Annotated in this window: 23 protein-coding genes; 6 read left to right on the top strand and 17 right to left on the bottom strand. The window is 72.6% G+C overall.

Translation table 11 applies throughout. The annotated features are described in order from the left end of the window. Nucleotides 1–51: 51 nt before the first annotated feature. A complete protein-coding gene (locus tag KKZ08_RS10235; RefSeq protein ID WP_223774154.1) occupies nucleotides 52–1,404 on the bottom strand; it encodes a 3-deoxy-7-phosphoheptulonate synthase class II in 1,353 nt (450 codons plus the stop codon). 35 nt (nucleotides 1,405–1,439) lie between these two features. After that, a complete protein-coding gene (locus KKZ08_RS10240; protein WP_223774155.1) occupies nucleotides 1,440–2,369 on the bottom strand; it encodes a DUF2867 domain-containing protein in 930 nt (309 codons plus the stop codon). Between the two features lie 50 nt (nucleotides 2,370–2,419). Between KKZ08_RS10240 and KKZ08_RS10245 the strand changes: the two genes are divergently transcribed. Beyond that, on the top strand, nucleotides 2,420–3,007 hold the full coding sequence (locus tag KKZ08_RS10245) for a TetR/AcrR family transcriptional regulator (RefSeq protein WP_223774156.1): 588 nt from the start codon (nucleotides 2,420–2,422) through the stop codon (nucleotides 3,005–3,007). Nucleotides 3,008–3,185: 178 nt separating this feature from the next. Then, nucleotides 3,186–5,075 (top strand): anthranilate synthase family protein, encoded by a 1,890-nt coding sequence (locus KKZ08_RS10255; protein WP_223774157.1) that lies wholly within the window; start codon nucleotides 3,186–3,188, stop codon nucleotides 5,073–5,075. On the opposite strand, the gene KKZ08_RS10260 is transcribed toward KKZ08_RS10255, so the two are convergent. The 5 genes from KKZ08_RS10260 to KKZ08_RS10280 form a co-directional block, all read right to left on the bottom strand. Continuing rightward, a complete protein-coding gene (locus KKZ08_RS10260; protein WP_223774158.1) occupies nucleotides 5,018–6,022 on the bottom strand; it encodes a 2-hydroxyacid dehydrogenase in 1,005 nt (334 codons plus the stop codon). The two genes, KKZ08_RS10255 and KKZ08_RS10260, sit on opposite strands and share 58 nt — an antisense overlap. A gap of 72 nt (nucleotides 6,023–6,094) precedes the next feature. Then, entirely contained in the window at nucleotides 6,095–7,132 is a 1,038-nt protein-coding gene (locus KKZ08_RS10265; RefSeq protein ID WP_223774159.1) for a 6-phosphofructokinase, read from the bottom strand. A 134-nt stretch (nucleotides 7,133–7,266) separates the two neighbouring features. Continuing rightward, complete coding sequence (locus KKZ08_RS10270) at nucleotides 7,267–7,920, bottom strand: response regulator transcription factor (protein ID WP_223778987.1); 654 nt, start codon at nucleotides 7,918–7,920, stop codon at nucleotides 7,267–7,269. 80 nt (nucleotides 7,921–8,000) lie between these two features. Next, the gene (locus KKZ08_RS10275; protein WP_223774160.1) at nucleotides 8,001–9,248 is read right to left on the bottom strand and encodes a DUF5931 domain-containing protein; all 1,248 of its coding nucleotides are present in this window, start codon (nucleotides 9,246–9,248) and stop codon (nucleotides 8,001–8,003) included. Between the two features lie 43 nt (nucleotides 9,249–9,291). After that, nucleotides 9,292–10,002 (bottom strand): lysophospholipid acyltransferase family protein, encoded by a 711-nt coding sequence (locus tag KKZ08_RS10280; protein ID WP_223778988.1) that lies wholly within the window; start codon nucleotides 10,000–10,002, stop codon nucleotides 9,292–9,294. Nucleotides 10,003–10,148: 146 nt separating this feature from the next. Between KKZ08_RS10280 and KKZ08_RS10285 the strand changes: the two genes are divergently transcribed. Next, nucleotides 10,149–10,928 carry an alpha/beta fold hydrolase gene (locus tag KKZ08_RS10285; protein WP_223774161.1) on the top strand — a complete coding sequence of 260 codons (780 nt, stop codon included), beginning with the start codon at nucleotides 10,149–10,151 and terminating at the stop codon, nucleotides 10,926–10,928. After that, on the top strand, nucleotides 10,921–11,634 hold the full coding sequence (locus KKZ08_RS10290) for a hypothetical protein (RefSeq protein ID WP_223774162.1): 714 nt from the start codon (nucleotides 10,921–10,923) through the stop codon (nucleotides 11,632–11,634). Before KKZ08_RS10285 ends, KKZ08_RS10290 begins: the two co-directional genes overlap by 8 nt. A gap of 10 nt (nucleotides 11,635–11,644) precedes the next feature. On the opposite strand, the gene KKZ08_RS10295 is transcribed toward KKZ08_RS10290, so the two are convergent. The 6 genes from KKZ08_RS10295 to KKZ08_RS10320 form a co-directional block, all read right to left on the bottom strand. Then, nucleotides 11,645–12,409, bottom strand: a complete 765-nt coding sequence (locus KKZ08_RS10295; RefSeq protein ID WP_223774163.1) for an endonuclease/exonuclease/phosphatase family protein — start codon at nucleotides 12,407–12,409, stop codon at nucleotides 11,645–11,647. 87 nt (nucleotides 12,410–12,496) lie between these two features. After that, nucleotides 12,497–13,450 carry an ROK family glucokinase gene (locus KKZ08_RS10300; protein WP_223774164.1) on the bottom strand — a complete coding sequence of 318 codons (954 nt, stop codon included), beginning with the start codon at nucleotides 13,448–13,450 and terminating at the stop codon, nucleotides 12,497–12,499. A 52-nt stretch (nucleotides 13,451–13,502) separates the two neighbouring features. Further along, nucleotides 13,503–13,985, bottom strand: coding sequence for a DUF5304 domain-containing protein (locus KKZ08_RS10305; RefSeq protein WP_223774165.1), 483 nt, complete (start codon nucleotides 13,983–13,985; stop codon nucleotides 13,503–13,505). 69 nt (nucleotides 13,986–14,054) lie between these two features. Continuing rightward, nucleotides 14,055–15,215, bottom strand: coding sequence for an ArsA-related P-loop ATPase (locus KKZ08_RS10310; RefSeq protein WP_223774166.1), 1,161 nt, complete (start codon nucleotides 15,213–15,215; stop codon nucleotides 14,055–14,057). Nucleotides 15,216–15,367: 152 nt separating this feature from the next. After that, a complete protein-coding gene (locus KKZ08_RS10315) occupies nucleotides 15,368–15,808 on the bottom strand; it encodes an SRPBCC family protein (protein WP_223774167.1) in 441 nt (146 codons plus the stop codon). A gap of 75 nt (nucleotides 15,809–15,883) precedes the next feature. Then, nucleotides 15,884–16,654 carry a metallophosphoesterase gene (locus tag KKZ08_RS10320; protein WP_223774168.1) on the bottom strand — a complete coding sequence of 257 codons (771 nt, stop codon included), beginning with the start codon at nucleotides 16,652–16,654 and terminating at the stop codon, nucleotides 15,884–15,886. A gap of 298 nt (nucleotides 16,655–16,952) precedes the next feature. Between KKZ08_RS10320 and KKZ08_RS10325 the strand changes: the two genes are divergently transcribed. Further along, entirely contained in the window at nucleotides 16,953–18,749 is a 1,797-nt protein-coding gene (locus tag KKZ08_RS10325; protein WP_223774169.1) for an AMP-dependent synthetase/ligase, read from the top strand. A gap of 173 nt (nucleotides 18,750–18,922) precedes the next feature. Here KKZ08_RS10325 and KKZ08_RS10330 read toward each other — a convergent pair whose 3' ends face one another. After that, a complete protein-coding gene (locus tag KKZ08_RS10330; RefSeq protein WP_223774170.1) occupies nucleotides 18,923–20,065 on the bottom strand; it encodes a glycosyltransferase family 4 protein in 1,143 nt (380 codons plus the stop codon). Nucleotides 20,066–20,193: 128 nt separating this feature from the next. Here KKZ08_RS10330 and KKZ08_RS10335 point away from each other — a divergent pair, with 128 nt between their 5' ends. Beyond that, nucleotides 20,194–21,423, top strand: a complete 1,230-nt coding sequence (locus tag KKZ08_RS10335; RefSeq protein ID WP_223774171.1) for a glycosyltransferase family 87 protein — start codon at nucleotides 20,194–20,196, stop codon at nucleotides 21,421–21,423. Here KKZ08_RS10335 and KKZ08_RS10340 read toward each other — a convergent pair. From KKZ08_RS10340 to KKZ08_RS10350, 3 genes are all read right to left on the bottom strand, one after another. After that, complete coding sequence (locus tag KKZ08_RS10340) at nucleotides 21,380–22,600, bottom strand: hypothetical protein (RefSeq protein ID WP_223774172.1); 1,221 nt, start codon at nucleotides 22,598–22,600, stop codon at nucleotides 21,380–21,382. The two genes, KKZ08_RS10335 and KKZ08_RS10340, sit on opposite strands and share 44 nt — an antisense overlap. A 33-nt stretch (nucleotides 22,601–22,633) precedes the next feature. After that, nucleotides 22,634–23,665, bottom strand: a complete 1,032-nt coding sequence (locus KKZ08_RS10345; protein WP_223774173.1) for a C40 family peptidase — start codon at nucleotides 23,663–23,665, stop codon at nucleotides 22,634–22,636. Between the two features lie 224 nt (nucleotides 23,666–23,889). Next, a complete protein-coding gene (locus KKZ08_RS10350; RefSeq protein WP_223774174.1) occupies nucleotides 23,890–24,933 on the bottom strand; it encodes a C40 family peptidase in 1,044 nt (347 codons plus the stop codon). Nucleotides 24,934–25,037 lie beyond the last annotated feature (104 nt).

Here is a 25,037-nt window from a genome sequence, read left to right on the forward strand (position 1 = left end):
TGGGGCGCGGATCACATGATCCGCGCCCCACTCGTACGTACTGCCGAAGGACTACTGGTCGCGGTACATCTCCGCGACCAGGAACGCCAGGTCGAGCGACTGGCTGCGGTTGAGCCGCGGGTCGCAGGCCGTCTCGTAGCGCTGGTGGAGGTCGTCGACGAAGATCTCGTCGCCGCCGCCCACGCACTCGGTGACGTCGTCACCGGTCAGCTCGACGTGGATGCCGCCCGGGTGCGTGCCGAGGGCCTTGTGGACCTCGAAGAAGCCCTTCACCTCGTCGAGCACGTCGTCGAAGCGGCGGGTCTTGTGGCCGGAGGCCGCCTCGTAGGTGTTGCCGTGCATCGGGTCGGTGATCCAGGCGACGGTCGCGCCGGACGCGGTGACCTTCTCGACCAGCTCGGGAAGCTTGTCGCGGACCTTGTCGGCGCCCATGCGGACGATGAAGGTCAGCCGGCCGGGCTCACGGTCGGGGTCGAGGCGCTCGATGTACTGGAGCGCCTCCTCGGCCGTCGTGGACGGGCCGAGCTTGATGCCGATCGGGTTGCGGATCTGCGCGGCGAACTCGATGTGCGCGTGGTCGAGCTGGCGGGTGCGCTCGCCGACCCAGACCATGTGGGCCGAGGTGTCGTACAGCCGGCCGGTGCGGGAGTCGACGCGGGTCAGCGCGCCCTCGTAGTCGAGCAGCAGCGCCTCGTGGGAGGCGTAGAACTCGACGGTCTTGAACTCCTCCGGGTCGGTGCCGCAGGCCCGCATGAAGTGCAGGGCGTTGTCGATCTCGCGCGCCAGCTGCTCGTACCGCTGGCCGGAGGGGGACGACTTCACGAAGTCCTGGTTCCAGGCGTGCACCTGGCGCAGGTCGGCGTACCCGCCGGTGGTGAAGGCGCGCACCAGGTTGAGCGTGGAGGCGGAGGCGTTGTACATCCGCTTCAGGCGCTCGGGGTCCGGGATGCGGGCCTTCTCGGTGAAGTCGAAGCCGTTGACGGAGTCGCCCCGGTAGGTCGGGAGCGTCACGCCGTCGCGGGTCTCGGTCGGCTTGGAGCGCGGCTTGGAGTACTGCCCCGCGATGCGGCCCACCTTCACGACGGGCACGGACGCCGCGTACGTGAGGACGGCGCCCATCTGGAGCAGCGTCTTCAGCTTGTTCCGGATGTGGTCGGCCGACACCGCGTCGAAGGCCTCGGCGCAGTCGCCGCCCTGGAGCAGGAACGCCTCTCCCTTGGCGACGGAGGCCAGTCGGGCGCGCAGCTGGTCGCACTCGCCCGCGAAGACGAGCGGGGGATACGACTCGAGGTCCGCGATCACATCGCGCAGAGCCTCGGCATCGGGGTACTCGGGCTGCTGCGCCGCGGGCAGGTTTCGCCAGGTGTTGCCACCGGTTGCGGTGGTCTTAGCGTTCACGGTCACCTCGTCAACATTACGGGGTCGGGCGCCCCGTCCATTCACCCGCTCACCAAGTGAGACGGAGCAGACACGGAAGAGCGAGGGGCCGCCGCCGCCCGGTCGCCCGCGGTCGGAGCCGCGAGGCAGAGCTCGCGGTGGACGCGGCGCAGCATCACGCGGGCCATGAAGGGGTGGGCGCGTCGCACGGCGCTCCAGTAGAGCCGTGCGCAGGTGGTGTCCGCCCGCACGGCCGTGCTCAGGGTGACGTGCCGCTCGTCGACCAGGATCGAGGCGCGGGCCGTCAGGCCTGCCGTTTTCACGTCCATCAGCAGTTCGCCGCCCTCGCGGGCGATGACGGGGAAGGCGTCGCGCAGGACGCCGGTCCACGCGCCGGGGTCGCGGGGCAGGCCGGCGCGCATGTCCATGCGGTACGCGTCCTGATAGTCGGGCCGCTCGACGGAGTCCCGGAGCAGGCGGGCCTCCGGCGGCACCTCGACCGTCCGGGGCCGGGGCCACCAGAGCCGGTTGAGCAGGCGGAGCCGGGGCGACCAGCGCACGGGCCGTGCGCAGCCGCCCGCCACCACGCGCTCGATGTTGTCGAACAGCTCTTCCATCATCGAGTCGTGCACCGGCCGGACGGCCGTCGGCCACAGGAGGAAGTCGAGACCGCGCTGCCGCGTCTCAAGGACGTGGCGCACGAGGCAGCGGCCCTCTGCGCGCGGCTCGACCGTGAGCTCGTGGAATCCCTCGTCCGGCGGGGTGAAGGCGAAGCGGACGCGGCGGCCCGGTTCGTACTCCGTGACGGCGTACCTGACCGGCCCGTGGCCGCCGGTCGCGCCCACGCCCAGGGGGCGGTCGAAGACCATCGGGGCCCACTGCGGGGCCGGGAAGACCGGGTCATCCTCGGCGGACAGCCGGTCGAGCAGCGCGCCGACCGCCTCCGCCGGGGCCTCGAGAAGCCGCTCGTGTTCGTTGCGCACGACACCCATGCCGCACCTCCATACGCTGGCGTATGGTCACCGTACGGTACCGTATGGCCATGGTGCAACGGCAGCGGAAGACGACCCCGGCGAAGCCCCGGCTGAGCGCCGACGACTGGGCGGACGCGGCGCTGACGGCGATCGGCGAGGGCGGCCTCGCGGCCGTCGCCGTGGAGCCGCTCGCGGTCCGCCTCGGCACCACCAAGGGCAGCTTCTACTGGCACTTCGCCAACCGTGACGCGCTCGTCGAGGCGGCTCTGGACCGCTGGGCACAGCTCCACACCGAGGGGATGATCACCCAGGTGGAGGCCGAGCCGGACGTCCGCAAGCGCATCCGGCTGCTCTTCGCCGAGGCGATCACCGCCGCCGCCTCCGGCCCCCTGGAGGTCTCCCTGCTGGCGACCGCGGAGCACCCGCAGGTCGCCGCGGCCCTGCGGAAGGTGACCGAACGCCGCCTGGCGTACGTCGCCGAGCTGTTCGCCGCGCTCGGCTTCCCGGAGGCGGAGGCACGCCGCCGCGGCCTGCTCGCGTACAGCGTCTACCTGGGCCACACCCAGCTCGGCCACGCGGTGCCCTCCGTGGTGCCCGCGGGTGAGGAACTCGGCGCGTATCTCGACGAGGGCCTCGACCTCCTGATGATGCGCTAGGGTGCCGCACATGCACGCGCAGACGACGACTCGAAACTGGTGGTGGCCCGCTCATCCGGCGGCCCACTGACTGCGCGTACCCACAGACTCGCGAAGGCCGCCCGAGGGGCGGCCTTCCGTGTTTCCCGGACTCCCCGGGGCCGGGCCGTTCCTCTCCGAGTGAGAAGGAACAGAACTGATGCAGTTGACCGATCTGCTCTGCGACGACCGCCCGTTCGCCCTGCTGCGCCGCCGCACGCCGGGCCACGAGCACGACACGGTCGAGGTCCTCATCGGCCCGACCGGCACGTACGACCGCCTCGCCGACATCCCCGAGGGCCTCGCGCTCGTGCCCTTCCGGCAGATCCGGGAGCGCGGCTTCGACGTCCGCGACGACGGCACGCCGCTGACCGTCCTCACCCCCGAGGAGACGTACGAACTCGCGCTCGGCGAGGCCCTGGCCGCGCTTCCCGCGCACGACGTGCGGGTCGAGGGCGGGGCCTTCGACGTGGACGACACCGCGTACGCCGACATCGTGGGGCGCGTCCTGCGCGACGAGATCGGGCGGGGCGAGGGCGCCAACTTCGTGATCCGCCGTACGTACGAGGGCGAGATCCCGGGCTTTGACCGGGCCGACGCGCTCGCGCTGTTCCGGCGGCTCCTGGTGGGCGAGCGGGGCGCGTACTGGACGTACGTCGTGCACACCGAGGAGCGCACGCTCGTCGGGGCGAGCCCCGAGGTGCATGTGCGGATGTCCGGCGGGACGGTCGTCATGAACCCCATCAGCGGGACCTACCGCTATCCGGCCGAGGGGCCGACCCCCGACGACCTGCTCGCCTTCCTCGCCGACGGCAAGGAGATCGAGGAGCTGTCGATGGTCGTCGACGAGGAACTCAAGATGATGTGCACCGTCGGCGACATGGGCGGGGTCGTGGTCGGGCCGCGTCTGAAGGAGATGGCGCACCTCGCGCACACCGAGTACGAACTGCGGGGCAAGTCGTCGCTGGACGTGCGCGAGGTCCTCAGGGAGACGATGTTCGCGGCGACCGTCACCGGGTCACCCGTGCAGAACGCCTGCCGGGTCATCGAGCGGTACGAGCCGTCCGGGCGCGGCTACTACGCCGGCGCCCTCGCGCTCATCGGCCGGGACGGCGGCGGCGCGCAGACGCTGGACTCCCCCATCCTGATCCGTACCGCCGACATCTCCGCGGCCGGGAAGCTGCGCGTACCGGTCGGCGCGACGCTGGTGCGCGGCTCCGACCCGGTGGGCGAGGTCGCCGAGACGCATGCGAAGGCGGCGGGGGTGCTGGCGGCGCTCGGGGTGCGGCCCGGCCGTCCGCGGACGGAGGGCACGCGGCCCGCCCTGGCCGACGATCCGCGCGTGCGGGCGGCGCTGGACGGGCGGCGGGAGCGGCTCGCGCCGTTCTGGCTGCGGATGCAGGAGCGCGGTGACGCACTGAGCGGGCACGCGCTCGTCGTGGACGGCGAGGACACGTTCACCGCGATGCTCGCGCACGTCCTGCGCTCCTGCGGCCTTCGGGTCTCGGTGCTGCGGTACGACGCGCGGGGGCTGCGGGAGGCGGTGCTCGCGCACGAGGGGCCCGTCGTGCTCGGGCCCGGCCCCGGCGACCCGTGCGACCTCACCGACCCGAAGATGCGGTTCCTGCGCTCACTGACGGCGGAGGTGATCCGCGACCACGAGTACGGCGTGCTCGGCGTCTGTCTCGGGCACGAGCTGATCGCGGCGGAGCTGGGCCTGGAGATCGTACGCAAGGACGTGCCCGGCCAGGGCGCGCAGACGGACGTCGACCTGTTCGGGCGGCCCGAGACCGTCGGCTTCTACAACAGCTACGTGGCACGCTGCGACGACGCCGCGGCACTCGAACTCGGCGCGCACGGCGTGGAGGTCAGCAGGGACGCGGGGAGCGGTGAGGTGCACGCGGTGCGCGGTCCGTGGTTCGCCGGGGTGCAGTTCCACCCGGAGTCGGTGCTGACGCTGCGCGGCGCCTCGATCGTGCGGGAACTGCTCGGTCAGCTGACGGCCGGCGCGGGGACCAGGACGTTCTCGGAGCGGCGGCCCGCCCGGTAGTCCAGGACGTTCTGGACGGTGGTGTCGATGATCTGGGTGACCGCGTCCGCCGTGTAGTACGCCTGGTGGGACGTGACGACCACGTTCGGGAACGTGACGAGGCGGGCCAGGGTGTCGTCGGCGACGACCTCCAGGGACTTGTCGAGGAAGAACAGGCCTGCCTCGGCCTCGTAGACATCGAGACCGACGCCGGTGAACCGTCCGGCGCGCAGCTCCACGACGAGCGCCTCGGTGTCGATCAGGCCGCCGCGGCTGGAGTTCACGAGGATCGCGTCGTCCTTCATCGACCGCAGCGCTTCGGCGCCGATGAGGTGCTGCGTCGAGGGGAGCAGCGGGACGTGCAGGCTGATCAGATCGGCCTCGGCCAGGAGCCGGTCCTTCTCGACGTACGTCATGCCGAGTGCGACGCAGGCCGGGTTCTCCACGGCGTCCCAGCCGAGGAGGTTCATGCCGAAGCCGTGCGCGATGCGGGTGAAGGCCTCACCGATCTTGCCGGTGCCGAGCACGCCGACGGTGCGGCCGCGCAGGTCGCGGCCCATCAGCCCGTCAAGGCGGAAGTCGAAGTCGCGGGTGCGGTTGCTGGCGCGGACGATGCGGCGGTTGACGGCCATGGCGAGCGTCCAGGCGAACTCGGCGACGGAGTACGGCGAGTAGGACGAGACGCGGGCGACGGTCAGGCCGAGGCGTTCGGCGACCCGGAGGTCGATGTTGTTGAAGCCGGTGGAGCGCTGGGCGATCATCTGCGTGCCGCCGGCGGCGAGGGTCTGCAGGACGCGGTTGTCCAGGGTCGCGTTGACGCTGGAGGAGATGATCTCGTAGCCCGCGGCGATGGGGGCGGTGTCCTCGTTCAGGAAGACGTCTAGACAGCGGACGTCGTGGTGTCCCGCGAAGGCCTTCTCCATCAGCGGCTTCTCGTCGGACTGCACGCCGAACGCGAGGATCTCCATGCGGCGAGTCTAAGGACCGCCCGCGGGGACGGCACCCGGAGCTCCGGCTCGGGGCGCCGTCCCGGCGGGGCCTCACCCGAAGAAGACGCCGACCTCCGCGTACAGCGCCGGGTCCACCGTCTTGAGTTTCGCCGTGGCCTCGGCGATCGGCACCCGCACGATGTCCGTGCCGCGCAGCGCGACCATCTTGCCGAAGTCGCCGTCGCGCACCGCGTCGATCGCGTGCAGCCCGAAGCGGGTGGCGAGCCAGCGGTCGAAGGCGCTGGGCGTACCGCCGCGCTGGACGTGCCCGAGGACCGTGGTGCGCGCCTCCTTGCCGGTGCGCCCCTCGATCTCCTTGGCGAGCCACTCGCCGACCCCGGAGAGCCGCACGTGCCCGAAGGAGTCCTGCGTGCCGTCCTTGAGGACCATCTCGCCGTCCCTCGGCATCGCACCCTCCGCGACGACGACGATGGGGGCGTACGACGCCTTGAAGCGCGAGGCGACCCACGCGCACACCTGGTCGACGTCGAAGCGCTGCTCGGGGATGAGGATGACGTTCGCACCGCCCGCGAGGCCCGAGTGCAGGGCGATCCAGCCCGCGTGGCGGCCCATCACCTCGACGACCAGGACGCGCATGTGGGATTCGGCGGTGGTGTGCAGGCGGTCGATCGCCTCGGTGGCGATGCCGACGGCCGTGTCGAAGCCGAAGGTGTAGTCGGTGGCGGAGAGGTCGTTGTCGATGGTCTTCGGGACGCCGACGACCGGGACGCCGAACTCGTCGGTGAGGCGGGCGGCGACGCCGAGCGTGTCCTCGCCGCCGATCGCGATGAGCGAGTCGACCTCGTGCTTGGCGAGGTTCTCCTTGATGCGGCGCACCCCGTGCTCCACCTTGAAGGGGTTGGTGCGCGAGGAGCCGAGGATGGTGCCGCCGCGCGGCAGGATGCCGCGGACCGCGGGGATGTCGAGCGGGACGGCGTCGCCCTCCACCGGACCGCGCCAGCCGTCCCGGAAGCCGACGAAGTCGTAGCCGTACTCCTGCACGCCCTTGCGGACGACGCCACGGATCACGGCGTTGAGCCCGGGGCAGTCGCCGCCTCCGGTCAGTACGCCAATTTTCTTGGCCCCCATGGAAGTGTCCCTTCGCCTCAGTGACCTGATGCGAGTCACGCTAATGGTGACCCAGGTCACTACGGGACGGTGCGAACGGTCAATTCCCCAGTATGTGGCTGGAGTTGCTCACAGGCGTTCACTCGTACGAGGGGTCAGGCGTCGTCCGCCCTGTCGATGCCCCGCTCTATCGCGTACCGCACGAGCTCCACCCTGTTGTGCAGCTGGAGCTTGCCCAGGGTGTTCTGGACGTGGTTCTGCACGGTGCGGTGGGAGATGACCAGGCGCTCGGCGATCTGCTTGTAGCTCAGGCCCTTGGCGACCAGCCGCAGGACCTCCGTCTCGCGGTCGGTGAGCCGCGGGGCCTTCGGGTCGTCCGGGGTGCCGGCCTCGGGCTCGGTGGCCAGGCGGCGGTACTCGCCGAGGACCAGACCGGCGAGGCCCGGGGTGAAGACCGCGTCGCCTTCGGCCGTGCGCCGCACGGCGTCGATCAGTTCTTCCGTGGACGCCGACTTCAGGAGATAGCCGGTGGCGCCCGACTTGACCGCCTCCAGGACGTCGGCGTGCTCGCCGCTCGCGGAGAGGACCAGGACGCGCAGCGCGGGGTTGGCGGCGACCAGCTCCTTGCAGACCTGGACGCCCGGCTTCAGCGGGAGGTTCAGGTCGAGGACGAGGACGTCGGGCGCGGCGGCCTGGGCGCGGCGGACCGCCTGCTCGCCGTCCCCTGCGGTGGCGACGACGTCGAGACCCGCCTCGGCGAGGTCGCGGGCGACCGCGTCGCGCCACATCGGGTGGTCGTCGACGACCATGACCCTGATCGGGCCCGCTCCCCCACCGGTGTCCGTGGACGGCTCCCGCCGCTGCTGCCCCGGCTGCCCCTGCTCGCTCTTCATGCTTTTCCTGCCTTCCCCCGTGCTTCCCGCGCCGCTTCGCGCGGGACTCTCAGTTCCACTTCCGTCCCCTGGCCCGGCACCGAGATCAGCTCGGCCGTGCCCCCGAGCTCCCGCAGCCGCCCCCGGATCGACAGGGCGACGCCGAGGCGCCCCTCCCCCTCGGCCTCGGCGAGGCGGCCCTCCGGGATGCCCGGCCCGTCGTCCCTGACCGTCACGATCACCTCGCCCGGCTCGTCCTCGACCAGGATCCAGGCGTGCGCCTCGGCTCCGGCATGTCTGCGGACATTGTCCAGGGCGGCACCGACAGCGGCCGCCAGCTCCCTCGCGGCGGACGGCGCGAGCAGCACCGGGGCACCCGGTTCGGAGAGGGTCACCTTGGACCCGGCGTGCGGGGCGAGCAGCGAGCGCAGGTCGCGGGGCGCCGCGTCGTCGGCGGCGCCGGTCTCGTCGTCCGGTTCCTCGACGGCCCGTACGAGCGCACCCTGCGAGGCGTCCTCCGAGGCGCGCGAGGCGGGCACCATGCCGCCGGCGACCAGCGTGCGCAGCGCGACCTCCTGCTCGCCCGCCAGCCGCCCGAGCTCCGCGGCCTCGCCGCCGATCGCGGTGCCGCGCCGCTGCACCATGGCGAGGACCTGGAGGACGCTGTCGTGGATGTCGCGGGCGAGCCGTTCACGCTCGCGGGTCGCGGCCTCTATCTCCAGGGCGCGGGCGAGGGTGCGCTCGGAGGCGCGGGCCACCTCCACGACGTATCCGATGGCGATGGAGGCGATGCAGACCAGCAGGACGTTGTGGATGGTGTCGCGGCTGAAGGCCCCGCGCTGCACCACGTTGGCGACGCCCACCAGGAGCGAGGCGAAGGCGGCCCAGCGCCAGCCGCCCTTGATGGCGTACGCGAGGACGGCGCCCGCGGTCCATATGGAGGGCAGCGTCGGGCCGCCCTCGACGATCCGCTGGTGCGAGTCGGCCAGCGGCGTCAGGAGGATGCCCACGAGGGCGACGGCCAGGTCGATGACGAGGAACCGCTTGGTGCAGCTCGCGGCGTTCGCCACGCGGCGCAGCGTGCCAAGCGTCCAGCCGGCGAGCACCACGTAGTAGGCGATGGCCACCCAGGGGCGGTCCAGTTCCTCGTGCGCCGTCGTGAAGAGCCCGATCGCGTACAGCATCGTGAGGACGCGGTAGCCGGTGAGGGCGCGCCAGAGCGGCTGCTCGACCGACATCCTCATGACTCGCTCGCGCTTGGCCATGCCCCCCAGCTCCCCCGGTCCCCCACGCGGTGTCCCCCGGCTGCTACTTCTCGCCCGCCTTGGCGGCCTTCGCGGCCTCGCTGAGCTGGCGCTTGGCGGCCGTCGCGTACACGTCCACGTACTCCTGGCCGGAGAGCTTCATGATCTCGTACATGACCTCGTCGGTCAGCGCCCGCAGCACGAAGCGGTCCTGCTCCATGCCCTGGTAGCGGCGGAAGTCGAGCGGCTTGCCGATGCGGATGCCGGGGCGCATCAGCTTCGGCAGCACCTTGCCGGGCGGCTGGATCTTCTCCGTGTCGATCATGGCCACCGGGATGACCGGGGCTCCGGTGGCGAGCGCCACGCGCGCGAGGCCGCCCGGTTTGCCGCGGTAGAGGCGGCCGTCGGGCGAGCGCGTGCCCTCGGGGTAGATGCCGAAGAGCTCGCCGCGCTCCAGGACCTCGATGCCGCTCTTGATGGCCGCCTCGCCCGCGCCGCGCGCGCCGGAGCGGTCCACGGGGAGCTGGCCGACGCCCTTGAAGAAGGCGGCGGTCAACTTGCCCTTCACTCCCGGCGAGGTGAAGTACTCCGCCTTGGCGATGAAGGTGACCTTGCGGTCGAGGACCGCGGGGAGGAAGAAGGAGTCCGAGAACGAGAGGTGGTTGCTCGCGAGAATCGCGGGGCCTTCGGCGGGGACGTTCTCAAGGCCCTCCACCCAGGGCCTGAAGCCGAGCTTCAGCGGCCCTCCGATGGCAACCTTCATTGCGCCGTAGATCAAACCGAGTGCCTCCTGTTTCTGTGGATCAGACCTTAACCCGCGGTACGGCCAATGGGCCCGACGACCCTGGTCGGTGTCAGTCCGGTCGCGTACGGTGAGGTACTCCCTACCCCCCTTGCCACGTCTCACGAAGGAGACCGAAGGTGCCGGTCCTCCCCGGAGCCGAGCCGTACCGCCACGAAGGCGGCGAGGTCGGCGTCCTGCTCTGCCACGGCTTCACCGGATCCCCGCAGTCGCTGCGTCCCTGGGCCCAGTATCTGGCGGAGCGCGGCCTGACCGTCTCGCTGCCGCTCCTGCCCGGGCACGGCACCCGCTGGGAGGACATGCAGGTCACCGGCTGGCAGGACTGGTACGCGGAGGTGGACCGCGAGCTGCGCGGCCTCCTGGAGCGGTGCGCGCGGGTCTTCGTCTTCGGCCTCTCCATGGGCGGCACGCTCACGTTGCGCCTCGCGGCCAAGCACGGCGACGCGATCAGCGGCATCGTCCTGGTCAACCCTGCGAACAAGCTGCACGGTCTCTCGCCCTACGCGCTGCCGGTCGCCCGGCACCTCGTACGGACGACGAAGGGCATCGCCAGCGACATCGCCAAGGAGGGCTCGGTGGAGATCGGCTACGACCGGGTGCCGCTGCACGCCGCGCACTCCATGCGCGTGTTCTTCCGCATGGTCGACGCCGAACTGCCGCAGGTGACCCAGCCGTTGCTGCTGCTCCACAGCCCGCGGGACCATGTGGTGCCGCCCGCCGACTCGGCCCGCGTCCTCAGCCGCGTCTCGTCGACGGACGTCACGGAGATCTTGCTGGAACAGAGTTACCACGTGGCGACGTTGGACCACGACGCGGACCGGATCTTCGAGGAGAGTCACGCGTTCATCGGCCGGCTCGCTCCCAGCGTCGGTATGGAAGGGACGGCCAGCGGTGGCTGAGCACGAGGCGGACCGGGACGAGAGCCGCGACGAGAGTCGCGAGCCGGAGAAGGACCGCGAGCCCGGGAAGGACAAGGCGGCGCCCGAGGACGGGCTGCCGCTGGACGAGGACGCCGCCTGGCAGGCGATCGTCGCGGGGTACGGCGAGGAGCCCGCGGACCCGCCGGGCGCGAAGCCCTTCAAGTCGGTCGAGGACCTCGCGCTCCTGGAGCCGGAGTCGAACGGCCCGGTGGACGGCCCCGCGAGCGGCCTCAGCAAGGGTCCCGCCAAGGACGCCGGAAAGGGGGTCGGCAAGGACCCCGGAAAGGGCGCCGCCGACCCGGACGACGAGGCGGGCCCCGGCGCGGGCAAGCCGCTCGGCGGCTCCGTCTCCTTCGCGCCCGGTGTCGGCGGCGGTGGCCCGCGCGACTACGCCACCGCGGAGCCCTCCGAGGACGACTTCGACGCGGACGACGAGGGCCACTTCGTGCCGCCGGAGCCGCCGCCGCTGCCCGAGGCCGACGTGACGGCCAAGTTCGCCTGGCTCGCCGTGCTCGGCGGCCCGCTCCTCATCCTGCTCGCCGTGCTGCTGGGCTGGCAGATGACGTGGTGGCTGACCACGCTCGGCCTCGGCGGCTTCCTGGGCGGCTTCGCCACGCTCGTGGTGCGGATGAACAGCGGGGACGACGACGAGGACGACGACCCGGGGCGCGGCGCGGTGGTCTGAGGCCCGGACCTCACCGGGCAGAGGGGACCCTGAGGGCGGCCAGCACCGGCAGATGGTCCGTGGCCGCCCTCAGGTCCGCCTCGGTCACCCCGGGCAGGCCCAGCGGCACACCGCAGCCGAGGACCTCCACGCCCGGCGTGACGAACAGCGCGTCGATGCGCTGGTGCGGATCGTCCGGCGTCGAGGTGTACTCGCCGCCCCACGGCTCGGCCGTCCAGCAGTCGCGCAGCTCGGCCGCGAGCCTGCGGAACGTACGCCCCTGAGGCCGTTCGTTGAGGTCTCCGCCCGCGACCGCGTGCTCCACGCCCAGCTCCCCGAGGCGGTCGAGCAGCATCCCGCCCTGCGCGTACCGCTCGTCGGTCTGGAGGCTGAGGTGACAGCTGAGGACGCCGAGGCGGGCGCCCCCGAAGCGGACGACGGCGCTCGAGAAGCCGCGCCGGTGCAGCCCCGGGGTGAGGGGCAGCAGCACGTCCTCGGTCCGCTCGACGGTGGCGCGCAGCGAGCAGAGCAGCGCGGGCCCCGCCGCGGTGCCGCCGCCGGAGAGGATCACGAGATCGGCGGCGCGCGCGAGGCGGGCCAGTTTCTTGCGCCAGCGGAAGAACCGCGGCGCCTCCTGGATCAGGACGAGGTCGGGGGCGCAGGCGGCGATGACCCGGGCGAGCGCGTCGGTGTCGTCGCGCATCGATCGGATGTTGTAGCTGAGCACCCGGACGACCGCCGAACCGTCGGGTTCGGTGCGGGAGTTGGGGAGCGTACCCATGGGACTCGTCGACATGGCGATCAAGATACGACAGTGCCCGCCGCTCCCTCGTGGGGCGCGGCGGGCACTGGCGTTCGGGCCGGACCGGACTGGGCCGGGCGGTCACATGACGGGGTCGGGCTCCCGCGCCAGGTCGGCGGCGCCGACGAGGCCCGCCTTGTTGCCGAGCTGGGCGGCGATGACCTGGGCCTCGGGGCGCCAGGCGGCGCCGACGAGCCAGCGCTTGAAGGACTTGCGGATCGGGTCGAGGACCAGCTCGCCCTCGTCCGAGAGGCCGCCGCCGACGATGAACGCGGACGGGTCGAAGAGCGAGGCCAGGTCGGCGAGGCCGGCGCCGGCCCAGCGGGCCAGCTCGCGGTAGGAGTCGATGGCGACGGCGTCGCCCTGCCGCGCGGCCATGGAGATGTGCTTGCCCTCGATGCCCTCGGGGGTGCCGTCGCCCAGCGAGAGCAGGAACTCGGCGTTCTCCGGCGTCGCGTTGGCCCGCTGGCGGGCGTAGCGCACGAGGGCGCGTCCGGAGGCGTACTGCTCCCAGCAGCCCTGGCTGCCGCAGCCGCAGAGCAGGCCGTCCGGGACCATCCGGATGTGGCCGAACTCGGCGGCCACGCCGAAGTGGCCGCGGCGCAGCTTGTTGCCGATGATGATGCCGCCGCCGAGGCCGGTGCCGAGGGTGATGCAGATGACGTTGCGGTGGCCCTTGCCGCCGCCGAACTTGTACTCGCCCCAGGCCGCGGCGTTGGCGTCGTTCTCCACGACGACCGGCAGGCTGACGCGCTTCTCGACCTCGTCCTTGAGCGGCTCCTGCCGCCAGTCGATGTTCGGCGCGAAGTAGACCGTGGAGCGCTGGCGGTTGACGTACCCGGCGGCGCCGATGCCGACGCCGACGATGTCGTGACCGGCCCGCGCGCCTTCCACGGCGGAGGCGATCGCGTCGACGATGGCCTCGGAAGTACCAGGGGTCGGCACCTTGAAGGTCGAGAGGATGTTGCCGTCCTCGTCGACCACTCCGGCCGCGATCTTGGTGCCGCCGATGTCGACGCCGATGGTGAGTCCCATGAATCCCTCAGTTCGATCGAGCCCCGCTACGGCCCACCGTACCCGAGGGGGATCAGTCGAGATCGATGTGTTCCCCGCCGGCGGTGCCCTCGTCGCGGCGGCCGGGGCCCCGCGCGTCGCCGTCCGAGGTGTCGTCGCCTCGGGTCCACCGGCTTTCCTGCTTCTCGACCGCCGAACGGTAGGCGGCGAGCAGCTCGGAACCAGCCGCCGCCAGGTGGTCGAAGACGTCGGGGTTGCGCTCGATGACCGGCTCGACCACGGCCTTCGCCTGCTGGACGACCTGCTTCACGGTCTGCTCGACGGCGCCCTGCGCGGCCGCGCCGAGCAGCGGCGCCTGGAGCCCGGAGAGCTTGTCGGAGACGGCGTCGACGAGCTTGCGCAGCTCCTCGGCGGCCGAGCCGGGCGGCGGCCCGTACTGGGCGCGGCGGCGGGCCTGCTCCGCCGCGAGGTCCTCGGCGCACGCCTGCTCCCAGGCGTCGGCGTCGACGTCGGCTTCAGAGGCTTCGGGGCCTTCGCGCCCGGTGGCATCGCTCATGCCACTCGACGTTACCCGAATGGCGGCAGCCCGTTCACCGTGCGCGTGGGCCGGATCGCGGGTGGATCTTCAGCGTTCCCGCGGCCACAGGCCGGGGTCCGGCGCGAACCGCACCCTCAGCTCGCCCTCGCGCAGCCCGGCCCCCGCGACGGTGCAGCGGCGCAGTGCGGACGGCAGGGTGACGATGCGGCGGGAGACCCCGGCGGTGATGACGAGCTCGTCGCCGCGCCGGATCAGGCCGAGTTCCTCGCGTACGACGCCGGGGAGCGGGATGTGCCATACGTACGCGTGGTTCTCCTCGTCGGCGGGCGCCGCGGTGACGGGCCACTGGACGGGGGCGGGGGCTTCGGTGCGGCCGGGCAGGCCGAGGGCGGTGAGGTCGTCGGTGCCGCGCGGGTCGTGGCCGAGGTGGCGGACCCTGGTGACCTGCTCGTACTCCGTCTCCCAGGCGGCCAGCGCCTTGTGCTGCTGGGCCGCGAGCGCCGCGAGCCAGGTGTCGGCGGAGGCGTCGGGGAGCAGGCGGTTGGCGACCAGGAGGTCGGTGCGCAGGCCCTGGAGGGCGAGGCCGGTGGTGGCCGCGTCGAGGGCGTCGGCGCCCGCGGGGCCCGGCTCCGCGACCAGGCGGACGGTGGTGGTGGGCGCCTCGATCACGGCCTGGGCGGCGGCGAGGTCGTCCTCCCAGCGGGCGGCGGTCTCGTACAGCCAGGCGGCCGGCATGGGGACGCCGGCGAGGCGGCCGAGCATGGGGCGCAGGGCGCGGGCGGCCTGGCGCTCGGGCGGCAGCAGCTTGCGGAGGTAGCGGCGCAGCTGCTCGGGGAGCGCGAGGACGGCCAGGGCTTTGGGGGCGGGTGGCAGGTCGACGACCACGGTGTCGTACGTGTCGTCGCGGGCGGCGTCGCGCAGGGCGCGCAGCAGGGCGAGCTCCTCGGCTCCGGGCAGCGGGGTCAGCTCCTCCGCGTCGATCCGGTCGGCGCCGAGGAGGTCGAGGGCGGAGGCGGCGCGGTCCTGGAGGGCGGCGAGGTCGTCGCGGAAGCGGTCGTCGGGGGTGAGGCGGCGCGCCGTGAGGCCGGGGTGCGCGTGCGGTCCGCCGAGTACGGCGCCGAGGGTGTCGGTGCGGTCGGCGCTGAGTACGAGGACCCTGTGGCCCGCGGCCGCCGCGGCGAGTGCCGTGGCGGCGGCGACGGTGGTCCGGCCGGAGCCGCCGGGGCCGGTGACGAGGAGGGTGCGCATAAGGGTGAACGGTACGGCAGCGGGGGGTGGGGGCTGGGGGCGCCCACTCGCCGTGGGGGGGCCGGTGCCTTCGCGGGTGCGGGTGGGGGGTGGTTGCTCGCGCAGTTCCCCGCGCCCCTGGAGAGGCGGGGGCTTCGCCCCGCCTTTCCCGATCAGGCCGGGCCGGACTCCACGCGCTTCTTCAAGCCCGCCAGTGCGCGGTCGATGATGACCTTCTCGGCCTTGCGCTTGATCATGCCGAGCATGGGGATCTTGACGTCCACGGTCAGGCGGTACGTGACCTCCGTGCCCGTGCCCTTGGGCTTCAGGAGGTAGGAGCCGTCCAGGGAGCGCAGCATCTGGGACTTGACGAGGGTCCAGCTGACCTCGTCGTCACCGGTCCAGGTGTAGCCGAGGGTCTGGTCGTCCTTGATCGCGCCGGCGTCCATGACGAGGCGGACCTCCTTGGCGCGGCCCTGCTCGTCGGTGGCGAGGACCTCGGCCTCCTTCACCTCTCCCGTCCAGTCGGGGTAGCGAGCGAAGTCGGCGATCACTCCCATGACCTCGGCCGGAGCCGCCTCGATCACGATGCTCGAGCTGGTGTGTTCCGCCATCGCTGTGGCTCCTCCAGATGCGGTCGGGTCCGGTACGGCACGTCTGCCGCGTGAAGGCTACCGCGCGCCGCCGGGTCACCACTCCAGGGCCCATGGCCTTCCGGACCCGGCGAAGTGGCCGACGTTCACGCACTCCGTGGCGCCCACCCGCATCCGCTGGACCAGCGGCTGGTGGACGTGGCCGAAGAGGGCGTACTTGGGGCGGGTCCTGCGGATGGCGTCGAGCAGGGCACGGCTGCCGCGCTCGAAGCGGCGGGCCACGGTGTCGTAGAGCAGCTCGGGGACGTCCGGCGGGATGTGGGTGCACAGGACGTCGACCTCGCCGACGGCCTCGATCTTGGCGGCGTACTCCTCGTCGCTGATCTCGTAGGGAGTCCGCATGGGGGTACGCAGACCGCCGCCGACGAAGCCGAAGACGCGGCCGCCGATCTCGACGCGCTCGCCGTCGAGGACGGTGGTGCCGGGACCGGCGTATTCACGCCACAGGGTCGGCATGTCGACATTGCCGTAGGTGGCGTACGTCGGCGTCGGGAAGGCGGCGAAGAGTTCGGCGTACTGCTTGCGGACCGCCCGCTCGATCGCCGGGCCGCGGTCGACGCCCGCCCACAGCCGCCTGCCGAACTCCCTGGCCTCCTCGAAGCGGCGGGCGGTGCGCAACTCCACGAGCCTGCTGGCGTTCCGCGCCCCGAAGAGATCGGGGAAGATGCCGCGCGAGTGGTCGGCGTAGTCGAGGAAGAGGACGAGGTCGCCGAGGCAGACGAGCGCGTCGGCGCCGTCCCCCGCGCGGGCGAGGTCCGCCGCGTTGCCGTGCACGTCACTGACCACGTTGACCCGGAAAGCTGGCATGCCGATCACCCTAGGACGGCCGCGGGGCGGACGGTAGGGGCCCAGGTCAGGGGCTGGACCTGCGGTTACTTCCGAGTCGGGAAGACGGTGGCGTACTGTGCGGTTCAGACCACGACGACGTGTGACGCACCGAACATCTGGCCCTGCCCCCCTACCGAACAAGCCATACCGGTGGGTAACGTCCGGGCAGTCCAGTAGTGCTCAGCCCCCCACTCGACTGAGCACCTGCCCGATCTTGGACCGCACCGTCGCAGCACACAACGTCGTGGCGCCGGCGCCCTATGTAGGAGCAGCAGTCTTGCGCGAGTTCAGCCTTCCGGCCCTGTACGAGGTCCCTGCGGACGGCAATCTGACCGACATCGTCCGTAGAAATGCCGCGCAGCACCCGGATGTCGCCGTCATCGGCCGCAAGGTCGACGGCAGCTGGCAGGACGTCACCGCCAAGGCCTTCCTCGCCGATGTGCGAGCCACCGCCAAGGGCCTGATCGCCGCCGGCGTGCGGCCCGGCGACCGCGTCGGCCTGATGTCCCGCACCCGTTACGAGTGGACACTCCTCGACTTCGCCATCTGGAGCGCGGGCGCGGTGACCGTGCCGGTGTACGAGACGAGCTCCCCCGAGCAGATCCAGTGGATCCTCGGCGACTCCGGCGCCGTGGCCTGCGTCGTCGAACTGGACGCGCACGCCGCCGCCGTCGAGTCCGTACGCGAGAGGCTGCCCGCCCTCGCGCACGTCTGGCAGATCGACAAGGGCGGCGTCGAGGACCTGCGGCGCACGGGCGCCGACGTCTCGGAGGAGACGGTCGACGAGCGCGGCGCCGCCGCCAAGGCCGACGACCCGGCCACCATCGTCTACACCTCAGGCACCACGGGCCGCCCCAAGGGCTGTGTCCTCACGCACCGCAGCTTCTTCGCCGAGTGCGGCAACGTGGTGGAGCGCCTCAAGCCCCTCTTCCGCACGGGCGAGTGCTCGGTCCTGCTCTTTCTGCCCGTCGCGCACGTGTTCGGGCGGCTCGTCGAGGTCGCCGCGCTGATGGCGCCGATCAAGCTCGGCCACGCGCCGGACGTCAAGAATCTGACGGACGAGCTCGCCTCCTTCCGGCCGACCATGATCCTGGGCGTGCCGCGCGTCTTCGAAAAGGTCTACAACTCGGCGCGCGCGAAGGCGCAGGCCGACGGCAAGGGCAAGATCTTCGACAAGGCCGCGGACACGGCCATCGCGTACAGCCGGGCGCTCGACACGCCTTCGGGTCCGTCCCTCGGCCTGAGGATCAAGCACAAGATCTTCGACAAGCTGGTCTTCAGCAAGCTGCGGGCCGTTCTCGGCGGTCGCGGCGAGTACGCGATCTCCGGCGGCGCCCCGCTCGGCGAGCGGCTCGGCCACTTCTTCCGCGGCATCGGCTTCACGGTCCTTGAGGGGTACGGCCTCACCGAGTCCTGCGCGGCCACCGCCTTCAACCCCTGGGACCGGCAGAAGATCGGTACGGTCGGCCAGCCGCTGCCGGGGTCGGTCGTACGCATCGCCGACGACGGCGAGGTGCTGCTCCACGGCGAGCACCTGTTCTCGCGCTACTGGAACAACGAGGGCGCCACCGAGGAGGCGCTCGCCGACGGCTGGTTCCACACCGGCGACATCGGCACCCTCGACGAGGACGGTTACCTGCGCATCACCGGCCGCAAGAAGGAGATCATCGTCACCGCGGGCGGCAAGAACGTCGCCCCGGCCGTGATCGAGGACCGTATCCGCGCGCATGCGCTGGTCGCCGAGTGCATGGTCGTCGGTGACGGCCGGCCGTTCGTGGGCGCGTTGGTCACGGTGGACGACGAGTTCCTGGGCCGGTGGGCGGCGGACCACGGCAAGCCCGCGGGCTCCACGGCGGCGTCCCTCCGTGACGACGCGGATCTGCTCGCGGCGATCCAGAGCGCGGTGGACGACGGCAACGCGGCGGTCTCCAAGGCGGAGTCCGTGCGGAAGTTCCGTGTCCTCGACTCCCAGTTCACGGAGGAGTCGGGGCATCTGACGCCGTCGCTGAAGCTGAAGCGGAATGTTGTGGCGAAGGATTACGCGGACGAGATCGAGGCGATTTACCGCGGGTAGCGTGGGCGGGGGCGCCCACTCGCCGCGGGGGGCTGTCTCTTGGCGGCTCCCGGTCGTTCGTGGTTGCTCGCGCAGTTCCCCGCGCCCCTGAAAGCAGGGGCTGCGCCCCGCTTTCCCCTCAGGGGCGCGGGGAACTGCGCGACCAGCCCCCACCGACCCGCAGACGCCCCCCGCTACAAAAGCTCCCGCAGCCGCTCGGCCAGCAGGTCCCAGCGCCACTTCTCCTCCACCCACGCCCGCCCCCGCTCCCCCATCCGCGCCCGCAGCTCCGCGTCGCCCAGCAGCGTGACGATCCGCTCGGCCGCCTCCTCGGGGACACCGCCCCGCACGACCCACCCCGTCTCACCGTCGAGGACGGCGTCCGGCGCCCCGCCGGAGTCGCCGGCGACCACCGGCAGCCCCGTGGCCGACGCCTCCAGGTAGACGATGCCGAGGCCCTCCACGTCCAGCCCCCCGCGCCGCGTCCGGCACGGCATCGCGAAGACGTCACCGGCGCCGTAGTGCGCGGGCAGCTCCTCCCACGGCACCGTCCCCGTGAAGCGGACGGAGTCCGCGACACCGGTCTCGGCGGCCAGCTTGCGCAGGTCACTCTCGTAGGGCCCACCACCCACCACCAGCAGCACCGCCTCCGGCTCCCGCGCCAGAATCACCGGCATGGCGCGGATCAGCGTGTCCTGCCCCTTGCGCGGCACCAGACGGGAGACGCAGACCACCACGGGCCGGTCGGTCAGGCCGAGCCGCGCCCGCACCGCGTCACCGCCGGACCCCGGATGGAAGGTCTTCTCGTCCACGCCGGGCGGCAGTTGCACCATCCGCCCGGCCGCCGCAGGCGTCAGCGCGGCGGCGATCCGCGAACGCGTGTACTCGCCGAGATAGGTGATCGTGTCCGTCGACTCGCCGATCCTGCGCAGCAGTTGACGCGAGGCGGGCAGCTGCGCCCACCCCGCCTCATGGCCGTGCGTGGTGGCGACGAGCCGGGTCGCCCCCGCCCTGCGCAGCGCGGGCGCCATGAGCCCGAGCGGGGCCGCCGCCCCGAACCACACCGACGTACAGCCGTGTTCGCGCAGGAGCGAGACCGCGCGGCGGGTGACGCGCGGGGTCGGCAGCAGCATCGTCGTGGGGTCGCGTACGACCTCGAAGGGCTGTTCGGCGTCGAAGGCCGCGGTGGCCTCGGCGCCCTCCCGGCCGCGCTTCCAGGTGGAGGCGTAGACGACGAGCTGCTCGGGGTCCAGGCGCAGCGCCATGTTGTGCAGGAACGCCTGGATGCCACCGGGCCTGGGCGGGAAGTCGTTCGTGACGATCAGGGTCTTGTGCATCGGGCCCGACAGTACCGAAAGCGGCCCGGGGCCACCGAATGGCCCAGCCTCTTCGCCTCCGTCCGGCACGCCCGGCATCATGGCTCCCCGAATCACGGTGAAGCATGCGAAATGGGGGCGAGGTACGCATGGCGCGCATCCTGACGGTCTGGGTCCTCACCAGGATCCTCCTGCTGCTCTGCGTCTTCCATGTGCTGACCGCCCCGGGCCCGGACGTCACCAGCGACGTCACCGTCATCTACCAGGGCTGGTACGAGATCCTGCGCACCGGCACCTTCCCGCTCGACGACGTCACCTGGCAGTACCCGCCGGCCGCCGCCCTCGCGGTCCTCTCCCCCGCCCTCCTGCCCTTCCTCGGCTACGCCTCGGCCTTCTTCGTCCTCGCCCTCCTCGCCGACGCGGTGGTCTGCGGGCTGCTCCTGTACGCGGGACGACGGCCCGGCAAGTCCCACCGGGGCCTGTGCGTGTGGGTCGTGGGCGTGCCGCTGCTCGGCCCGACGGTGTACGCCCGCTACGACGTGATGGTGACGGCCGTCGCGGTCGCCGCGCTGCTCGCGGGAGCCCGGCATCCGCGGGCCATGGGAGCGCTCGCCGGGTTCGGGGCGCTGCTCAAGGTGTGGCCGGTGCTGCTGCTGGCCGGCGTCCCGCGCGGGCGGGCGACGCGGCGGTCCTGGACCACGGCCACGGGCACGGCGCTCGGTGTCACGCTGGCGTTCCTCGTGACGATGCCCGGCGCGCTCGCGTTCCTCGCCTTCCAGCGCGACCGGGGCACGGAGGTGGAGTCCCTCGGCGCCCTGGTCTTCCACGTCGGGCGGCACCTCGGCTGGCGCGGCGACGTCCGGCTCAACTACGGCTCGGTGGAATTCCTCGGCCCGTACGTGCCGCTGGTGAGCACGGCGGCGCAGCTCCTCTCGGCGGCGGCCCTGTGCTGGCTCCTGGCGTGGCGGCTGCGGGCGCGGGCCTGGGCGGCGAGCACCCTCGCGGACGCGGCCTTCGTGGCGGTGCTGCTCTTCACCGCGACGAGCCGCGTGATCAGCCCGCAGTACATGCTGTGGCTGGTCGGGGCCGCCGCCGTCTGCCTGGCCTTCCGCGCGAGCCGCATGGAGGTGCCGGCCCGGCTGGTCCTCGCCGCCACGTTCGTGACGTTCCTGGAGTTCCCGGTGTGGTTCTCGCACGTGGTGGCCGGCGATCCGCTGGGCGTGGCCCTGCTGCTCGTACGCAACGGCCTGCTGGTCGCGGCGGCCCTGCTGGCGTGCCGCGCCCTGTGGCGGCAGACGGTGGCCGAGCACGAGCAGCGACCCGCGCAGGCGCCGGTCAGCCGAGCTCCGAGCGCAGATACGTGCGCCAGCGCGCCGTGAACTCCTCCGGCGTCGTGCGCAGGACGTCCCGCAGCGCGTCCGCGACCGCGCCCGCCCGCTTCCCGTGGCCGCCGACGGCCCGGTAGAAGTCCGTCAGCTTGCGCTCGCCCCACCGGTCCTCGATCATCCGGCAGGCCAGCCAGGCGCCTTCGTACGCCCGCGCGAGCCGACCGGCGCCCTCCCCGAAGCCGAACTCGTCGTCGCCCGGCAGATCGCCGGGCAGTTCTCCGCCCCGCACCGCGCGCCGCAGTTCGGGCGCGGCCTGGGCCGCGGTGCGCCCGGTGCCGCGGTAGCCCACCCAGTCCGCGAAACCCTCGGAGAGCCAGAGCGGGGTGGCCGGGGAGGTGCTCGTGCGGGTCGCCACGTGGGTCGTCTCATGGGTCAGCACGACCTGCTTGCCGAGGTCCCCGAGGACGCCGTACGCCTCGGGGTTGACGATGATCCGGTCGGCGGGGGCCCGCCCCGAACCGCCCGCCTCCCCCGTGGTGACCGCCGCTATCCCCCGGTACCCGGAGGCGGGCGCCCCGAGGAGGCCCGCCATGCCCTTCAGGGAACGCGGTACGAGGACGACGACCTTCTGCGGCCACTTCCCCGGCCAGACGTCGCTCACCGCGGGCACCGCACGGTCGGCGAGCCGGCGGTAGGCGCGCAGCTCCCCTGCGCTCCGTCCGACGCCGAGGACGAGGCTGTCCGCGCCCCGCACCGCCCGCACCCTGCCCTGGTCCCACAGCTGTTCGCCCGCCTTCCTCGCGGGCCGCTCGGAGGTGACGTACCACTGCCCGTCGTGCCGCTCCAGAAAGAGCGTGCGCTCGGCGGTCAGCGGGGCGCGGTCGTGGCCCTCGACGCGGTAGCGGAGTTCGGCGCTCGCCGTGGCCCGCGATCCGGAGCGCTCCAGACGGGAGAGGCGGTACTCCCAGGTGTCCAGCGGGATCGCGCGGACGTTCGCGAAGAGGTCCGGTGCACCGGCCGCGCCGCGCGCCGGGCGCTCGGTCCTCTCGTACGCCGTCTCGTCCCCGGCGAGGACGGCGTGCGCCCGGCGGTCCAGGAGTCTGCGCACGTCGCCCGCGGCGGTGTCCGGGACGGGGTCGGCGCCGCAGCCGACAAGCACGGCGAGCACGGCGAGGCAGAGCGCCGAGCACAGTGCCCCCGCCCACGACCCACGCCTGTGACCAGCCACCTTCCCGATCGTACGGGGCGGCGGCGGCGCCGGTCAGACCCGTGTCACGGACGAGACCGGCATCATGCCGACGGGGTCGTAGCGGACCCGCGCCCCGGGGTAGGGGGCGTGCACCACCTGGCCGTTGCCCATGTACATGCCGATGTGGCTGGCGTCGTCGCGGTAGGTGACGAGGTCGCCGGGCTGCGCCTCGGCCAGCGACACCTGCCGTCCGGCGTACCGCTGGGCCTGCGAGGTGCGCGGCAGGCCGACGCCGGCCTGGGCGTACGACCACTGGGTGAGGCCCGAACAGTCGAAGCCGGAGGGGCCGTTGGCGCCCCACACGTAGGGGCGGCCGACGGCGGAGCGGGCGGCGGCGATGGCGGCCGCGGCCCGCGAGGAGGGGGCCGCCGCACCCTTGACGTCCGGCGGCTCGGGGCGCGACCCGGTGCGCGAGGACCTCTCGTACTCCTTGCGCTCCTTGCTCGGCAGCGAGTTGAGCAGCCGGCGGGCCTGCGCCAGCTTGTGCTCGACGGCGCGCTTGTGGCGGGCGACGAGGGTGCGGCTCTTCTCCAGCTCGGCGAGCTTGCGCCCGGCCTCGGCGCGCTGTTGCGCGAGACCGCGCTGCGCCCGCCGCAGATCGACGAGCTGCCCCGCGTGCCGGGCGCTGACCCGGTCCAGGGTGGTGGCCTTGTCGAGGTAGCCGTCCGGGTCGGAGGAGAGCATCAGCTGGAGCGCGGGGTCGATGCCGCCCTCGCGGTACTGCGCTCCCGCGAGCGCGCCGAGCGCGCCGCGCATCCGGTTGATCCGCTCCTGGCCCCGCGCGACGCTGTCCCGGGCCCGCTCGACCTGGGCGCGCAGCCGGTCGGCGCGCTCGTCGGCCTCGTTGAACGCCTCGGTCGCCTTCTCGGCCTGTGCGTACAGCCGGTCCACCTCGGCCCGGACCTCGGACGGCTTGTCCTGCGGCGCGGCACCGACGGGTGTGGCGCCGAGGGCGGCGGCCGCGGTGACCGCGGCCGCCGAGAGGACGGTGACGCGCGTGCTCCGGTCGATGCCGGGCTGTGCGGGACGGCGATGGAACCCCACGGGTGGCCGGTCTCCCTTCCGCTGACGGACCCCCGGTCGTCCGGGGGAATGCGCGCCGACAGTAGCCGTGCGGCCAGGGAGGGGCCAACGACCCGGATGGGTGCGGACAGCCCCGCGCCCCGCCTCAGACGCAGGTCATCAGCGGGGCGCGGGGTCAGCGGGAGTTGCCGGAATTCGCCCGTTCGGGCGGTGTCGGCCCGTGTCAGCCCGTGTCGACGGGATGATCAGGCGACGCGGACGCCGAACTGGAAGTCGCCCAGGTACTCCATGGCCTCGTAGCGCACCACGGCGCCGGGCTTGGGAGCGTGCAGCACCTGGCCGTTGCCCGCGTAGAGGCCGACGTGCGCGAGGTTGTTGAAGAACACCAGGTCGCCGGGCTTCAGCTCGCCGCGGCCGATCCGGGTGCCGTCGTTCTGCTGCGTGTACGTGGTCCGGGTGATGGAGACATCGGCCTGGGCGTACGCCCACTGGGTCAGCCCGGAGCAGTCGTAGGAGTTGGGGCCGGTGCCGCCGGAGACGTACGGCTTGCCGAGCTGGGTGGCCGCGGCGTTCAGGGCGGCGGCGCCGCGGCTGGAGGCGGGGGCCTCGTCGCCGAGGTCCGCGGGCTTGTCGGCGCGGTCGGCGGCGCGGCTGGCGCGCTGCTTCTCCTTGGCGGCGAGGTCCGACTTCTCCTTGGCCGTCAGGGTGTTGAGGAGCTTCTGCGCCTCGCCGAGCTTGCCCTGGACCTCGCGCTTCTTCTTGCCGAGCTCCTCACGGGTGTCCGCGAGGTCGTCCAGCTTGCCCGCGGCCTCCTTGCGCTGCTGCGCGAGGTCCCGCTGCTTCTTCTGGATCTTCTTGAGCGAGTCGACCTGCTGGCTGCTCAACTGGTCCAGGGTGGACGCCTTGTCGAGGTAGTCGTCCGGGTCGGAGGAGAGGAAGAGCTGGAGGGAGGGGTCGATGCCGCCGGAGCGGTACTGGGCGCTGGCCATCGAACCGAGGCCGTCGCGCAGGTCGTTGAGGTCCTCCTGGCCCTCGGCGACCTTGTCCTGGAGATCGCCGATCTGCTTCTCCAGCTTCTCCTGCTTCTCCTTGGCGCCGTTGTACTTGTCGGTGGCGCGCTCCGCGTCCTCGTAGAGCTTGTCGACCTTGGACTTGACCTCGTCCTTGCTCGGCTTCGGCGCGGCCTGGGCGGCGCCCTGCGAGGTGAGGGCAACGGCAGCGGCGGCGGTCGCGGTGAGCACGGTCACGCGGGTGCGGCTCGGCTGCTTGGGTCGACGGTGGGACGCCACGCGGGCGGCTCCTTCTTCCTCCTGCCGCCTGCCGAGACGCGGCGGGCGGGTACCACCGCCGCCACCCCGGATGGGTGATCAACCGAGCGGGGGTTCGAGGGCTG

Origin of the sequence: Streptomyces sp. 135 (genome assembly GCF_020026305.1) — a bacterium.
Taxonomy (GTDB): Bacteria; Actinomycetota; Actinomycetes; order Streptomycetales; family Streptomycetaceae; genus Streptomyces.